This is a genomic window from Bradyrhizobium erythrophlei, assembly GCF_900129425.1.
GTDB lineage: Bacteria > Pseudomonadota > Alphaproteobacteria > Rhizobiales > Xanthobacteraceae > Bradyrhizobium > Bradyrhizobium erythrophlei_C.
In genome coordinates this window covers 1,873,116-1,889,008 of sequence record NZ_LT670817.1, presented here as the reverse complement: position 1 = coordinate 1,889,008, position 15,893 = coordinate 1,873,116, and the positions used below count along the sequence as shown (strand labels likewise).

Genomic DNA, 15,893 nt, shown 5'->3' with positions numbered 1-15,893 from the left:
GACTTCGTAACTCAGACTCGGTGATAGATATCCTGCATGCGCACGATGTCGTCCTCGCCCAGATAGGCCCCCGACTGAACTTCGATCAGATTGAGCGGTACCTTCCCCGGATTTTCAAGGCGATGCATGCAGCCCAGCGGGACGAATACCGATTCATTTTCGCGTAACAGGATTTCTTCGTCATCGCGCGTGACAATCGCGGTTCCATTCACGACGACCCAGTGCTCCGCGCGATGGAAGTGCTTCTGCAACGACAGCTTCGCGCCCGGGTTGACGGTGATGCGCTTGACTTGAAAGCGGTCGCCGGCGTGGATCGACTGGTAATAGCCCCACGGCCGGTGCACACTGAGCGTCTGCGTCGCCGAACGGTGCCCGTCGGTCTTGAGACGTTCGACAAGTTTGCCGACATCCTGATCGCGGCTGCGAGTGGTCACCAGAACGACATCCGGCGTCGCGGTAATGATGAGATCCTCGACGCCGAGCGCCGCGATCAGCGGTCCCTCGCCGCGCACATAGCATCCCGAGGCATCTTCCAGGACGACGTCGCCGGTCGTCACGTTGCCGGAGCCGTCCTTGTCGCCCATCGTCCACAGCGCCGACCAGCTTCCGATATCGCTCCAGTCGAAGGCAGCCTTGACCACCACCGCCTTGTCGGTTTTCTCCATGATCGCATAGTCGATCGATATCGACGGGCAGGCTTCGAAAGCGGCGGGATCCAGACGCAGGAAATCGAGATCGCGGGTTGCAGCCGCCAACGCCTTGCGGCACGCTGCGAGAACCATCGGCGCCTGATCAGCGAGTTCATCTATGAACAGACGGGCGGGCAGCAGAAATATTCCGCTGTTCCAGAGATGCTCGTCGCAGGCCAACAGGCGCTCGACCATCACCGGATCCGGCTTTTCAACAAAACCGGTGACGTCGCGGACATCGGGCGCAGCTGCAAATCCCTCGCCCATGCGAATGTAACCAAATCCTGTTGCCGGCGCGGTAGGTCGTAGCCCGAACAGGACGAATCGCCCGTGCCGCGCGGCCGCCAGGCCGGTCGACACGGCGGCCCGGAACGCGGCGTGGTCGCGCACCCAATGGTCGACCGGCATCACGAGAAGCGCGGCGTCGGGATCGGTTTGGCTGGCAAGAAGTGCGGCGACCGCCACCGCCGGAGCAGTATTTCGTCCGAACGGCTCGAGCACGAGGGTCGGGTCCGATATGCCGGCCGCGCGCAACTGTTCGCCGATCGCGAAGCGATGTTCCGCATTCGCAATTACCATTGGATCAACAAACAGCGACGGATCCGCAACCCGCAGCGCCGTCTGCTGCAGCAAGGTTTTTTCGCCGAGAAGAGACAGTAGTTGCTTCGGATAGGCTTCCCGGGACAGCGGCCACAGTCGCGAGCCCGTGCCGCCCGACAGGAGAACAGGAACTATACGGCCGTGCGCCTGCATCATCGCGTGTCTCCCATGGATGGATTGATCCGCAACCGGCCTAGAATCCGCTGCCCGACAGGAATTCCCTGCGGATCGTACGTGCGATGATCATGATGTCCATGCGCAACGACCATTTCTCGATGTAGTCGAGATCGTAGTCGATCCGCGAGATGGCGCGATTTGGCTCGATGGTGCTGCCCCTGCAGCCGCTCACCTGCGCCAGACCGGTGATTCCAGGCCGCGCGATATGCCGCTGGAAGTAATAGGGCACGAGGTCTTCATACGGTAGGTCAGCGGCGAGCATCCCCGGTACGTGCGGCCGAGGCCCGACCAGCGACATGTCCCCCTTGATGACGTTGATAAGCTGCGGAATCTCGTCGAGGCTCGTTTTCCTCAGTATTTTTCCGACGGGCGTAATTCTCGAATCGCCTGGCACCGCCTGCTTCACACCGCGAGCATCGGATGCGTTCATGCGCATCGAACGGAACTTGTATATTTTGAAGAACCGGTTCCGGTAGCCATATCTGTACTGATAGAACAGCACCGGCCCCGGCGAGGTGACCTTGATTGCGATGGCGACTGCCAGCAGGAAGGGCGCGAAGAACAACAATGCCGCGCTCGCAACAACGATATCGAATACTCTCTTTCCTACCGAGGCCGACGGTTCGCTTCGCACGGCGCGCCGTGAACGCCGACTCCGATACGCGCCGCTACCCGGACATTCGACGGGTCGCACCGAAATGAAGTGTCGGCCCTTCCGGAGCGGCGTGACATTGTCGTGGTTCGAGCGGACTGCGATCGTAGTAACCATTGCTCTATTGCTCGCCTTCTGCTGGAACCCTGCCAAAGCCAGGCAACGGAACACCGCGTGTTCGCGCGAAGGCAGCAACCTTCCGCCGCCGCCGAAGCATTCGCAGATGCGAAACTTCATCCGGCTTACAACACGCAGCGACCTGGGTTGATTAAAACGCAGCGACCTGTGTTGATTGAAACTTTCCTATTTCTTTGAACGAAATGGGGCAGCAAAACGGAAACATCGCGCGCGGACTCGCAGGCGCAGCGATGAACTATTCGTGCGACGCGGAAAATCATTTTTAGCCGCAGGCGCTTAGGTAAGGATTGCTCGCATGTTGCGCCGCGTATGTCTCGGTGCTGCCATGCATAATCGCAACTCGGGGAACCCCGCGCGAATAAGATTCGATTTTCGATTCGAACAGGCGCAGCATCACAATGATGCAATGATCCCCGACGCGCATGGTTTTGAACAATCTTGCTTCACTGAAGCTAAATGACGTCTCGTAGTCTGCCGGAGGTTAACGCAGCACGGGTTCGCAAATGACTGCGAGAAAGGCCGAAACGGCTGCAGCTAACGAGTCGCTTGCCTCGGAAATGTTTTCCAGGGAGGCATCGATGGTCGCCGAACGTGCGGACGGGTGCGCGCCTGAACAGCGCGATCCGGCCGACCGCAGACTCAGGAACCGCATTATCATCGCGAACGCGATCGCCTGGATCGCGATCATTGCACTGATCGGGCTGATCTTTTTCTAAAACGAATCGTGCTTGCCTGCCGAGGCGCCATGTTCCGGTTTGATTTGACCGCGAGGCCGTTCCATGATCGCTTCGGCGGACGATGCGAACACCACCCGCCGCCAATTCGCTAGCCATTGCCGCGTCGACACCGCCTGACGTTCGCATCTACGCGATCGGCGATATCCACGGCCGCGCCGACCTGCTGGCTGAAACCCTTGCACGCATTGATGATGACCTGCAGCGCAGGCCGATCTCGCATGCGATTGAGGTTTATTTGGGCGATTACATCGATCGCGGCCCGGATTCGAAGACCGTGATCGATATGCTGGCGGTCCGGCTGGTCGAAAATCGCGCCGTTTGCCTGCGTGGCAACCACGAGAGCTTGATGGAAGACTTCCTTCGCGATCCGGCCTGTCTCCGTCCCTGGCTTCAGGTCGGCGGCATGCAAACCCTTGCATCCTACGGCGTTCAGCCGCGCCCGGGGATGATCGAAACCGAACTGCACCGCCGTTTTTGGGATGCCTTTCCGCGCGCGCACGAACTGCTGCTGCAATGTCTCCGCACCAGTTTTTGCTGCGGAGATTTCCTGTTCGTACATGCCGGTATTCGCCCAGCCGTTCCGATCGAGCGGCAGGATCTCAACGACTTGCTCTGGATCCGCCACGAGTTCCTCAACTCGGCGCGGGACCACGGGAAGCTTGTCGTTCACGGCCATACGTCGGTGCCGCATCCCGATATCAGGCATAATCGAATCAACATCGACACCGGCGCGTGGCGCACGGGAATTCTGACCTGCATCGCCATCGAGGGCACGACGATTCTGGTTTTGTGAAATTGTTTACGCAGGACGATGCGTACGGAACTCGCCACTACTATAGTCGAGAAATCCCCGTCACATTTTTTTGCCTTCTTTGCTCGACTATCATCAGCATGAGTCACAAGCATTTTGTGGGGTGCCGTTATGCTGCAACGATTGATCTGCGTCACAGGTCTATCATTTCTTTTTATCTTGTCGCTGTCCGGCGCCATCGCCACTCTGCCGGCCAATGCCCTGGCACAGGCGCAACCTCCTTCGGCCGCGTCGGCGGCCGCCACTTACGTGCTTGGCCCCAATGACAGAATTCGATTGAAGGTTTACGGCGAGCCCGATATCGCCGGAGAATACGAAATCGACAGCAATGGCCAGGTTTCGATTCCCCTCGCAGGACATATCGGAGCCGCGGGCCTGACAACGAAACAGCTGGAGCGGGCGATCGCGTCGACATTGGCGAAGGGAATCGTGCGCGATCCCCGTGTGAACGTCGAGGTCGCGCTCTACAGGCCTTATTATATTCTGGGTGAAGTGAAAAAGGGTGGCGAATACCCTTATCGCCTGGGCCTTACCGTGATGGACGCGGTCGCCAGCGCCGGCGGATTCACCTATCGCGCCAACGAAAATAAAGTCTATCTGCGCCGTTCGGGAGCCAACGCTGAAGAAGTCTATGCTCTCGACGCACCGGTTCCGGTTTTTCCCGGCGACAATATCCGCATTCCAGAGCGTTACTTCTAGCGTCGCTTCGACATGGTTCTGCTTTGAGAACGTTGCGCGCCTGACTCGACGCGACGTGAGAGACGAGGTGTTGCCATAGTGTCGTCTCTTTGCAGTGCGAATTCTTTTGCGACGCGGAAAACTTTTTCACGTTACTCACGTTGCAATCATCGAAGAGGTCTTTCGATCCGAGGGGCGTAAGTCTGTGGTGATTGCTGGTGACGATGTGGACCACTGCGAGGCTGACGGCTTCGTGAGCGGCTCACGATGTTCTTTTGGGCAGCGATAGATCATCGACACGGTTTAACCGTACCTGTGACGGTCGTTTCCCACAAAGGACAAGTGATGGAATGTGGATCTGCATTTTCGCGGCTGGACGCGAACGAGGAGCGGCGCGGAACGTCTCGGGCGGCAACCTCGCTTCGCCGACGCGGTCTCAAGATCGCGCCTGCACCGGCGGCCGCGATTGTGCTCGGTCTGGCGTCACCGGCGAATGCACAGGTGATCCCGACGACCCCTGAGGAAGTTGCGCCACCATGGAACGCGCAACGGATATTCGAATCGTCCCCACAGCCGAACCTGACAGATCCGGATAGCCGCGATGAGGTCGCACCCGAGGACACGCCGGTCAAGGATCGACAACAACCCGGTTACGAGCCGGTCGGCATCCGCGCCGGTTCATGGATGTTCAGCCCGGCGCTGATTTCCGGCGGCTTCTATGACAGCAACGTGTTTTCCTCCAACACCAACAAGCGCTCGGACATCGCAGCGGTGTTCGAACCCTCATTGCGCGCCAATACGCTGTGGGACCAGCACGGCATCGATCTCAGGCTGGACGCGCAGTCAACGGTCTATAATCAGAATCCCGGCCTCGATCAGACCAATGCCAGCCTCAAGGGCAACGCCTGGTTCGACATCGCCCATGATCTTGCCGTTCTGACCAATTTTCAGATCGCTCATTTGAATGAGGGCGTCGGCACGCTCAGTTCACCTTCCAACGCCGTGCAGCCGACGCCGTATGATCTCTTCTCGGGCGATATCAGCCTTCGCAAGGAATTCAATCGGCTGACAGCGTCGATCGGCATTCGTACCGATTCCTACCAGTATGGAACGACGCGGGCGCAGGACGGCGCCGTGATCGATGAAAGCAGCCGCGACGGGCAGATTTATTCCCTTCATGGCCGGATCGACTATGCATTTTCACAGACGCTGGGCTGGTTCAGTTCGGCCGAAGGCAATGAACGCGATATCCGCGGTCTCCCCGGCCAGCCGCTGGATTCGCAGGGCTATCGGGCGCTGTCGGGCATCACGGTCCAACTGACCAACCTGATCAGCGGCGAGTTCGGCGCCGGTTATGTGCAGCAGCGGTTCGATGACCCGACGATCGGTACTATCGAGGGTCCCTCCTATCGCGCCAAACTGACTTGGCGCCCGACGCGCCTGCTCGATGTTCACTTCAGCGCCGAACAGCTCGTTACGGAAACCGCCGACACAAGTTCCGTCGGCGTACTCGCTGACGCCGTACAACTCGGAATCGATTACGAGCTGCGCCGCAATATCATTGTGTCGCTCGACGGCGGATACGAAAACGACCAGTTCTTCGGGCAGCTGCGCGAGGACCACGTCGTCACTACCGATGCCACTATCAAGTATTTACTCAATCGCTTCGGCGCCATTTCGCTCTTTTATCGATACACTTCCCGCAACAGCGATATTCCCGCCTTCAGCTACGACAAAGATCAGGTAGGAATCAATGTTACAGCGCAGTTTTGACCAACCGCATTCCCAGCCAGAGGAGTCGACCGCGACTGCGATCGAGAGATCGCCGCTGCCGACTGTGGATCTGCGCGAGATGTCGCGAATCCTGCGCCGCCGCTGGAAAACGGTGGCAGCGCCGCCGCTTTGCCTGATCGCTCTGGCGCTGATCTACATCCTGTCCGCAACGACATTATATACGGCGACCTCCACGGTCCTGGTCGATCCGCGTCGCGCCAGCGCCATCGAATCGAACCAGTCGGCGATCTCGATGTCGAATTTCGGAACCGACGACGCCACCATCGAAAGCGAGGCGCTGCTGATCCAGTCGATTGCCATCCTGCAGCGCGTGGTGGAAAAGCTGAAGCTGACCGACGATCCGGAATTCGTGCCGACACCGGGCCTGCTCGACCCAATCAAGCGATTGTTCAGCAGCAACGGTCCGGTTGCCGGTGCGAGCCCGGAAGACGCCGCCAAGGCCAGGTCGGTAGACATCCTGCAGAAGCGGATGAAGGTAACCCGTCAGGGCACCACTTTCCTTGTCGATATCAATGTCAGCTCGGAATCGCCGCGAAAGGCCGCGGAGATCGCGAATGCCGTCGCCGAGGCCTATTTCGAAGAACAGGTCCGCGCCAAGTATGACGCCACGCGTATAGCCGCCGACTGGCTCAATGGGCAAATCGACGGGCTGAAGTCGCGGGTGGTCACGTCGGAAAAGGCGGTCGAGGATTTTCGCTCCGCCAACAATCTGACCGTGTCGCAGGGCGTGACGGTCAATGATCAGCAGATCACCGACCTCAACAATCAGCTTATCGCCGCCCGCGTCCAGACCGCCGAGGCGCGCGCCAAGTACGACCAGGCTCAGCAATTGAGCAAATCCGGCAGCGACCAGGGCGGGTTCAGTGCGGCGATTTCGTCGGATATCATCAGCAAGTTGCGCGCGCAGTATGCCGATATCGCGAAGAATGAAGCGGATCTATCGAGCAAATACGGACCGCGCCATCCTCTTGTCGCCAATGTGCACGCTCAACTGCGGGACACCCAGCGCCTCATCAATGAGGAAATTAAGCGCATCCTGCAAAGCGCAGGGCACGATTACGATGTCGCGCGATCGCGCGAAGCATCGCTGCAGCAGAGCTTCGACCAGCTGCAGGGAGTTTCAAGCTCCTCAGGTCAAGCGCAAGTGCGCCTGCGCGAACTGCAGCGAGAAGCCGAGGCCAACCGCACGCTCTATGAATCCTATCTCGCCCGCTACAAGGAAACCACGGCCCAAGAGAGCCTTGAGATGCCGGACTCGCACGTGGTCACAAAGGCCAGCATACCGATCGCGCCGTCCTGGCCCAAAACCTGGCTGGTCGTGGGTCTCGCGCTGACGCTCGGCGTGGGTGTCGGATTCGTCCTCGCATTTCTCGTCGACTATCTGGATCAGCGGGTGAAGACGCTCGAGCAAGCCGAACAGCTATCCGGCGTGCCAGCGCTTGCCGCGATTCCGCTGATCGCCGCGGGTGAACTCGCCAAGCTCGCAAAACGCGGACGCCAAGAACTCAGCCGTTACGATCCGAAAACCGTGAAACTGTTGCCGCCGGCGCTGCAGCCGCCCCTGATGCGCTACGCGCTCGATGCACCCGGTACGTTTTTCGCGGAGGCGATACGCTCCATTCGGCTTGCGCTTCAACGCACCATGCGCGTTCAACCGGTGAAGGTGGTGCTGGTCACATCCGCGCTCGAAAATGAGGGGAAAACCACGCTCGCCGTCAATCTCGCGCAATCGGTGGCGACGCTGGGTATCCGTACCCTTCTGATCGACGGCGATCTTCGCAACCCGCAACTGACGCACGCGCTGTGCCCGCACGCCGACACCGGCCTGCTGGACGTTGCGATGAACCGGGCATCCCCGGAGCAGGCTATCCTCATCGACCACAGCACGGGACTTTCGATCTTGCCGTCGACGACCGTCAAGCAAGCCGAACTCATCACCGAATTGATGTTCTCCGAGCAGATCGTCGATGTCCTCGATCATTTTCGTCACCGCTACGAATTGATCATCATTGATTCCCCTCCGCTGGTACCGCTGGTCGATGGCCGCGCGCTGGCCGAACTGGCCGATCGCATCATTCTGGCATTGGCCTGGGACCAGACGCCCGGCGAGGTGCTCTCCCACACCATGGATCTGCTGTCGCCGGTTCATGACCGGATTCTGGGAACCGCCTTGACCCGCGTCGATCTGAGCCGGCTGCGTTTCTACGACTATTACAGCAGTTCGGCCTATCTCAAACCTTACGGCACCGCCGGACTAACCGCCGGGGCGGCGCAGTGATGCCGCCAGACCTCTTTGCCGGATCTGGAGCAGGCGCGCCGCGGACGTCGTATCACGGCGCTTATCCCGCCGCGCCGGGCTTCCGCTCGCCGTACGTTCCCCGCAGCAGGCGCGTCGAGACGATGCCATTGATCGACATGATCATTGCCAGTCTGATGGTGCTGGCGGTGATAACCACCTTCGCGATGTCCTCGGCGATGCTGACCGAGTGGAAAATTCACTATCTGACAACGGGTGGTAATTTCTACGAGAAGATTCATCCGGCTACCTATTTCACCTTTCTCGCATTCTGCCTGCTGCTCGTTCGCAACAGCGACCCGATCGGCGAGATCAACCGGATTTTTTCCGGTGCGAAGATCGTTTTGGTCTACCTGTTCTGCTGGCTCTGCCTGCTGGTTCAGATGCTGGTGCTGGAGCGCCCGTTTACCTTCATCATCGACACCTTTCTGCTGCCTGTCTTGCTGTGCCTCGTGATCTGGCGCCTTTCGCCATCGCAGCGAAAACCACTGGTGTGGGCAATCCACCTTACGATTCTGATCAACGTCATTCTTGGCTACTACGAATATTTCTCCGGTCACCGGCTGATTCCGCTGACGCTCGGTGACGTGATTGTGCTGGGAGAGTGGCGCTCCTCTGCTCTTCTGGGTCACCCGCTCACGGCCTCCGGCGTCATTGGGGCTTATATCCTTGCCCTCATACTTCGACCCGCGCTTTGTCCGCCGGTTCTCGTACGGCTTCCACTGATTGCGTTCTGCCTGGCATCGTTGATGGTATTCGGCGGCCGCACCGCGCTGGTCACGGTAATGCTGCTTATCGGCTTTTTTGTCGCTATGGAAATATTCCGGATCCTGCGCGGCGGGCGCACCTCGCTTCCAACGGCGATCGCCGCAATCTGCCTGCTGTTCGTCGTGGCCGCAGGCATCTTCGCCGCGTTCGACCTTGGCATCTTCGACAAGATGCTGCTGCGATTTTCATCCGACAAAGGCAGCACGCTTGCGCGCTATGCGACTTTCGACCTGCTGTCGCACTTCGACTGGCGTGAGCTGGTGTTGGGCCCGAACCCGGTGCGCGCAAGCGCGCTTCAGACCCAATATGGCCTCAACTACGGCATCGAGGATTTCTGGATCTCCTGCATCGTCCAGTTCGGCATTATTCATACTATCCTGCTGACGATCGGATTGATCGGCCTGTTTACGGAAATCCTTCTGCGCGCCAGCAACGCCGCTTGGGCGATCGTCGTCCTGATTGTCATTGTCGCGGCGAGCTCGGTGAGTTTTTCCTCGAAGGGCATCCAGCTCGCGCAGTTCATTTTTCTGATCACCCTGCTGCTGCCGCGCGAGCGGCGCCTCGCTGCGCCCGCCGGCCTTGACCCCCGCGGCAGGCGGCGGCCGATTCCAGCCTACTCCTAGATCGGGACAACCCATGGCGATCTATGTCGACCACACCCATCTCGGACGTCACGTCACCGGCCTCGAACGGATCACGCTTGAGCTGTTTTCGCCGGAGGCGCTGGCGCCGCTCGACGTCGTCCCGGTCACCGCACAGGGCACCCGCCAGATGGTGACGACGCAAACCCTCGGGCTGCCGATGCGGCTCGCGGCCTCCTCCTCTATCCTGCTGTGTCCGGGCTTTCCACCGAGTCCATTGCTGCGGCCGTTCGCATCTCGTGTGCTTCCCTATATCCACGACATTTTCCTGCTGTCGCGGCCGGCCGACCTCAACCGGCGCGCCCGGCTCTACATGGCTGCGCCTTTCAGGCTTGCGCTGCATCACTATCCTCGCTTTCTCGCCAATTCCAGCGACACAAGGCAGAAGCTCGCAGCCCATTGTCGGCCCGACGCCGCGATCACGCTTTATCGGCCGCCAGTCCGCAACGTCTTCGACCTCGACTCGCTAGCGCGTGCTGAACGCAAGACCCAGCCGCTGCGGCTGGTGGCGCTTGGAACCGTGGAGCCAAGAAAGAACTTCGTCGCGGCGGCACGGATAGCCGGCGCGCTGCGCGCCCAGGGTTTCCCGGACGCGACACTGGATATCGTTGGGCGGCGGGGTTGGGGTGATGACTGGCGGACACTCGCGGCCTTTCCCGGCGTGACGCTGCACGGCTACCAGCCGAGCGCGCATGTTCGGCAGTTGCTCGATGAGGCGGACATCTTCATCTGCACGTCGCACGACGAAGGCCTGGGCCTCCCGCTGCTCGAGGCTCAATATGGCGGCCTTCCCATTATCGCTCCGGATGCCGCCATTTTCCACGAGGTGCTTGATGGCTCCGGCATTTTTATCGACCCGGCCAACCCGGCTGCCGCCGCGGGGAAGATCGCGGCCATACTGTCGGATTACCAATGGCGATCCCGCTACGTGAAACTCGCGGCGCAAAACCTGAAGCGCTGGAACGCGCTGGCGGCCGACGACCGCGACGCCGTGATCGGTATGATCGCCGAACTCGCCGGACGGCAGGCGTCCGCGAGGCCGGCATATCGCAACCGTCTTGTTGAGCGTTGATTAATCAGACTTCGGCCGGGCGACATCGGATGACATTGGCGGCGAGAGATTTGGTTTGGCCGATATCGGAGCTGGATTCGCGGGCGACCGCGTCAGGCCGCGATGCCGGAATAGACACCATGCGCGGGTTCGCCATCCTCATGGTGATCGGCATCCATTCGTTGCAACAGCCGCTCAACTCATGGGAGACGCTGGCCGACGCGGTGCTGCGGCCATGCGTGCCGATTTTCCTGTTTGCCTCCGGATACCTCACCGTTCTTACCGGGCGAGTCCCGCTTGCGAGGCGGTTGAAGGCAGTCCTGATCCCCTACGCGATCGCGTTCGCTGCGGCCTATATCTATATGGCGTTGCACAATCCGGCGATGGATCATCGCATCACCACGACTTTGGCCAGGTTCGTTCTCGCCTACGTGTTTGTCTATTACTACGTCTTCGTCTATGTCGGCTGCACCATTGGGCTGTGGCTGGTGTTTTCTGCTTCCGGCACTGGCACGGAGCAATCGCAGCGGCGGCTCGTTGTCTTGCTGCTGCTCTCGATCGCGCTTGGCCTGATGGCCGGAAGCTATCTCGACCCGCTGTTGTTTCGGCTGGGCTTTTCGGATTCCCTGGTCGAGGAAGTCCGGATGCGAGATATTCCGTTCTGGTTTTCCTTCATGGCGCTGGGGGCGCTGGTCGGACTCTCCAAAACACGCTCCAGCCTGCGAGAACTACATACGCTGATATCGGGCGCAACGCTGCTTGCTCTGATATTCTACGCGGCGGTGCGGCTGTTCGATCTTGGCGACGCCGCCGACTACGACTCGGTGGCTTTTTTTGCCTATGCCGCGCTGCTTTGCGTCCTGCTCCTGGCGCGCGACATCCAGTTGCCGCTGATCGCAAGCTTAGGCTCCGGCAGCTATTTCATCTATCTCTGGCACATCTTTATCGTGATGGCCTTGCGCGATCATGCCCAGTTGCGCCAGTTCGGACCGGCCGCTGATTTCGCGATCACATATGCCGTGACCGCTTCGGGCAGCATTGTGGCCTTGCTGGCGGTCAGGGCTCTCACCCCTCCGCGCCTGTGCCGCTGGCTAGGGGGCTGACACATGCTGCTGCGACACACCTTGCTCTATTTGCCTGCGCAGATTGTCGGACCGCTGTTCCAGTTGGTTGCGATGATCGTCTGGACCCATGTCGTCGACGAACACACGCTGGGTGTGATCACGCTGGTCACCGCGAGCCATGAACTGCTGCAGATCGCCTTTCTCACCTGGTGGTCGCAATACGCGCTGCGGTTTTTCGGACGATACCAGGATCGCGGCGAAGCACTGCGGTTCTATCGCACCGAAAATGCGGTGATGCTCGCCTCGATCATCATCCAAAGCATCCTCGTCACCGCCATTCTCTTTCTCGTGATCGCGCCCGACGCCAATACCGGGCTTCTCATTGCCACCATCGGCTATGTCATCACGCGCACGCTCAATCTCTACATCGGCGAGCGCGCCCGTGTTCGTCACCATATCTGGGTCTATACAATCCAGCAGGTCGTCGGACCCTCGATTGGATTTGTTGTCGGGCTGGTCTTGATCAAGCTGCTCGGTCAATCGGCCGAGTGGCCGCTTGCCGGCTACGCCGTCGCCCAGCTTGCGGCGGCCGTGATCGTGCTGCCGAAGATCGGCTATGGCCGTAGCTTTTGGCCGCTCGATCGCGAGATCGTCGATCATGCGCTGCATTACGGCATTCCGATCGTGATCGGGGGCGCACTCGGCTGGGTCGGCCTCAACGCATCGCGCTTCATCGCCAACGATCTGCTGGGAGTGTCCGCAGCCGGGCTGTTCGCCGTCGGCTACGGTCTCGGCCAGCGCGCTGCGGCGGTCTCCGCCATGCTGGTGACCGCTGCCGCCTTTCCACTGGCGGTCAAGAGCATGGAGCAAGGCGGGAGCAAGCTTGCGATGCGCCAACTCGCAGACAACAGCGCGCTGCTGACCGCAATCCTGGCTCCCAGCATCACCGGCATCTTCATGCTACGCGTGGAGATCGTGCATTTGCTGATCGCTACCCCGTTCCAGCAGGTCACGCTTGCCGTGCTTCCACTCTCGGCCCTCGCAGGCGCAATTCGCAGCCTGCGCGCGCATTTCGTGGATCAGACGTTCCTGCTGCACAATCGCACCCGGCTGATGATCGTTGTCGCCGCGATCGATGCAACGGTAACCGTCGTGCTGAGTCTGGTCTTTATCCGATATTGGGGACTGGTCGGGGCCGCCGGCGCAACGGTCATAGCGGCGATGGCTGCTGCGATCGTCAGTTTTGCGATCGGCTTTTCGAAATTCGGCTTGACGCTGCCGTTCAGTCATCTCGTCCCGATCGCATTCGCGACAATTGCGATGGCAGCGCTGCTGGGTAACCTTCCGGAGGCGCCGTCTCTTGTCGTCCTCGCGGCACATATCACGGCAGGTGCGACCGTCTACATCGCCTTGCTTGCCCTTGTTTACGCAACGTCGCTGCTTCGAATGCTCCGTTTGCATTTGCATCAGCAGTAATCAGAACTCTGAACACGACTCGCTGCAAGCACACGCATGGCAGATCTCGATTCAACGAATGCGTTGCCGTCTTCTTCAACATACCGCACGACGACATCGCCATCGTTGCGTCGCAATAATGCGATTTCGTACCATCACTCGTCGAGGAAGAATTCTTTCGGCATCCAAGTTCCCGTGGCCACTGCGGGCGCCGCTGTCGGTGTTTTTGTGCATGTGTACCTCGACCACATTGCCATCAGGAGATCGACACGTTGGACACGCAGAAACCGCACCATCGCAATCTCACCGTCGATGGTATCACCATCAACGTTGTTTCGCTCCCCGAAGCCGTTTCATCGATCGTTTCAGCGGCGGAACACGGCGATAATTTCTGTGTCTGCACGCTCAATCTCGATCATGTTGTGCAATTGCAGCAGCGGCCCGATTTCCGCGCCGCCTATCGGCGGGCTCGCTTTGTGACGGCTGACGGCTTTCCCATTGTCGTGTTGAGCCGTCTCATGGGCACGCGGATCAGACGCACGACCGGCGCTGACCTTGTCGAACCCGTCTGCCGGGAAGCACAAAAAAAACGACTTCCCATATTCATGATGGGTTCAAACGATCGAACGCTCTCCATCACGGCAGAACGTTTGTCCAAACGATTTCGAGGACTGCAGGTCGCGGGCTACTATGCTCCGGCGGCCAATTTCGATCCCTATTCCAGTGAAGCCGACTTCGCGATCGACAGCATCCGCGCCTCCGGCGCCAAACTATGCTTCCTCGCGCTCGGCGCTCCGCGTCAGGAACTGTTCGCGGCGCGCTGCCTCGATCGGCTCAACGGAACCGGATTGCTCTGCATCGGCGCCGCCCTCGATTTCATTGCCGGCACCCAAACCCGCGCACCCTCTATTACACAGAAGGCCGGACTCGAATGGGCGTGGCGAATGTTACGTGATCCGCGGCGGCTTGGACCGCGCTATGCGCGTTGCGTGGCGGTAGTCCCGCGGCTGGTGGCCCGCACCATTCCCCAGATTGTCAACGCACGGATGAGGAAAGCGGCATGACTTCGACGGTAACACTGGCGTTGCGCGCACGAAATTCGAATCGCGTCAAACCCAAATACCAGATCTGCCTCATCCACCCGTTCGATCCGCGTGGCGAGAAGGTCGGTGGTTTGGAGACCTACATTCGAGACTTCATCACCTTTCATCCTGACGATACCGATTTGCTTTTCATCGGCGTCGATTCTACCGGAGATCTCAGGCTTGGCGAGATTCACAGGCTCACTTTTCGGGGGCGCACTTTCGATTTTCTACCGATCCTGCGATACTCGGACCGGCAGGCGCGCGAAGCCGCCCGCAGCATCCGCACATCACTGACCGGTCAGTTTTTCGTGGCGCTATTGCGCCATTTCGGCCTGATCGCAAGGTTGATCCGCTCGCGGCGATGTTCGATCGACCTGCGTCGGGTCGAGTTCTCGTGGCTGCCAGCACTGCTCAGACTGCCGTTTGTCCAGATGTTGCACGGCGAGGGAGCACCGAAACTGCAGATGGATTCGCTGCTGCGGAAATATTCGTTCGTCCACAACGCCGGCGAACGATTCGCTGTCGCCACCAGCGCGAAATTCCTTTGCGTCAACCCCTTCATCACGGAACGGCTGCAGAAGACCTATCCGCGTCGAAAGCACAAGATCGATACGCTCTGGACTTGGGTCAACACGGATATATTCCGGCCGCAACCCCTGCCCGCCAGCTCGGCACCGTTCAAGGTGGTGTTTGCCGGAAGGCTCGACGAATTCAAGGATCCGCCGCTGATGTTCCGCGCCATCGACCGCCTGCGCAGTCGGCTGCAGGGCGGTATCGAGTTTCACTATATCGGGACCAGCGATCCCTATCGCTTTGCCGAATTCTCGGCGATCGAAGACATCACCATTCGTCACGGTTTCAAGGATGCCGCGGGAATGGCCGCAACCCTCGCGGACGCGCATGCGGGCATCCTCACTTCCGAATTTGAGGGTATGCCGCGCGTCGTGCTTGAGACGCTGGCGATCGGGCGCCCCGTCGTCGCCGTGCATTTGCCGCAACTTGAATCGGTGATCCACGATGGCGACAGCGGATTTCTGGTGGCACGGGCCGGCTCGGCCGAAGACATGGCAGAGGCGCTCGCGCAACGGTTCGTCGATGTCCGCGACGCCATCGACGCGGGCGCAATGAACCCGGCGCGAATTGCCGGCGCCATCGCGGACTTCACCCCAGGCAGCCAGCTTGCGCGCGTCTTCCGCTACCACCAGGAAATTCAGAATGCGCGGGGCATGACCGTTGCGTCCCAGGCATCCTGAGGAG

13 protein-coding genes are annotated in these 15,893 nt (G+C 59.9%); 11 read left to right on the top strand and 2 right to left on the bottom strand.

Features of this window, described 5'->3' with window-relative positions; genetic code table 11:
• Positions 1 to 11: 11 nt before the first annotated feature.
• Positions 12 to 1,442 (bottom strand): mannose-1-phosphate guanylyltransferase/mannose-6-phosphate isomerase, encoded by a 1,431-nt coding sequence (locus B5527_RS09020; protein ID WP_154072848.1) that lies wholly within the window; start codon positions 1,440 to 1,442, stop codon positions 12 to 14.
• A 40-nt stretch (positions 1,443 to 1,482) separates the two neighbouring features.
• On the bottom strand, positions 1,483 to 2,100 hold the full coding sequence (locus B5527_RS09015; RefSeq protein ID WP_245332552.1) for a sugar transferase: 618 nt from the start codon (positions 2,098 to 2,100) through the stop codon (positions 1,483 to 1,485).
• A 734-nt stretch (positions 2,101 to 2,834) separates the two neighbouring features.
• On the opposite strand from B5527_RS09015, the gene B5527_RS43635 reads away from it, so the two are divergent.
• From B5527_RS43635 to B5527_RS08960, 11 genes are all read left to right on the top strand, one after another.
• A complete protein-coding gene (locus B5527_RS43635; RefSeq protein ID WP_154072116.1) occupies positions 2,835 to 2,972 on the top strand; it encodes a hypothetical protein in 138 nt (45 codons plus the stop codon).
• A gap of 82 nt (positions 2,973 to 3,054) precedes the next feature.
• The gene (locus B5527_RS09005; protein WP_079600974.1) at positions 3,055 to 3,786 is read left to right on the top strand and encodes a metallophosphoesterase family protein; all 732 of its coding nucleotides are present in this window, start codon (positions 3,055 to 3,057) and stop codon (positions 3,784 to 3,786) included.
• 129 nt (positions 3,787 to 3,915) lie between these two features.
• Positions 3,916 to 4,503: a polysaccharide biosynthesis/export family protein gene (locus B5527_RS09000; protein ID WP_079600973.1), complete on the top strand. Its 588-nt coding sequence runs from the start codon at positions 3,916 to 3,918 to the stop codon at positions 4,501 to 4,503.
• 324 nt (positions 4,504 to 4,827) lie between these two features.
• Complete coding sequence (locus B5527_RS08995; RefSeq protein ID WP_079600972.1) at positions 4,828 to 6,255, top strand: outer membrane beta-barrel protein; 1,428 nt, start codon at positions 4,828 to 4,830, stop codon at positions 6,253 to 6,255.
• Positions 6,236 to 8,554 carry a GumC family protein gene (locus B5527_RS08990; protein ID WP_079600971.1) on the top strand — a complete coding sequence of 773 codons (2,319 nt, stop codon included), beginning with the start codon at positions 6,236 to 6,238 and terminating at the stop codon, positions 8,552 to 8,554. Before B5527_RS08995 ends, B5527_RS08990 begins: the two co-directional genes overlap by 20 nt.
• On the top strand, positions 8,554 to 9,963 hold the full coding sequence (locus B5527_RS08985) for a VpsF family polysaccharide biosynthesis protein (protein WP_197689293.1): 1,410 nt from the start codon (positions 8,554 to 8,556) through the stop codon (positions 9,961 to 9,963). The genes B5527_RS08990 and B5527_RS08985 overlap by 1 nt, the downstream gene beginning before the upstream one ends.
• Positions 9,964 to 9,976: 13 nt before the next feature.
• The gene (locus B5527_RS08980; RefSeq protein ID WP_079600970.1) at positions 9,977 to 11,053 is read left to right on the top strand and encodes a glycosyltransferase; all 1,077 of its coding nucleotides are present in this window, start codon (positions 9,977 to 9,979) and stop codon (positions 11,051 to 11,053) included.
• Positions 11,054 to 11,082: 29 nt separating this feature from the next.
• Positions 11,083 to 12,135 carry an acyltransferase family protein gene (locus B5527_RS08975; RefSeq protein WP_079600969.1) on the top strand — a complete coding sequence of 351 codons (1,053 nt, stop codon included), beginning with the start codon at positions 11,083 to 11,085 and terminating at the stop codon, positions 12,133 to 12,135.
• Between the two features lie 3 nt (positions 12,136 to 12,138).
• The gene (locus B5527_RS08970; RefSeq protein WP_079600968.1) at positions 12,139 to 13,572 is read left to right on the top strand and encodes a lipopolysaccharide biosynthesis protein; all 1,434 of its coding nucleotides are present in this window, start codon (positions 12,139 to 12,141) and stop codon (positions 13,570 to 13,572) included.
• Between the two features lie 251 nt (positions 13,573 to 13,823).
• Positions 13,824 to 14,615 (top strand): WecB/TagA/CpsF family glycosyltransferase, encoded by a 792-nt coding sequence (locus tag B5527_RS08965; RefSeq protein ID WP_079600967.1) that lies wholly within the window; start codon positions 13,824 to 13,826, stop codon positions 14,613 to 14,615.
• Positions 14,612 to 15,889, top strand: a complete 1,278-nt coding sequence (locus tag B5527_RS08960; protein ID WP_079600966.1) for a glycosyltransferase family 4 protein — start codon at positions 14,612 to 14,614, stop codon at positions 15,887 to 15,889. The genes B5527_RS08965 and B5527_RS08960 overlap by 4 nt, the downstream gene beginning before the upstream one ends.
• The last annotated feature ends 4 nt before the right edge of the window (positions 15,890 to 15,893 follow it).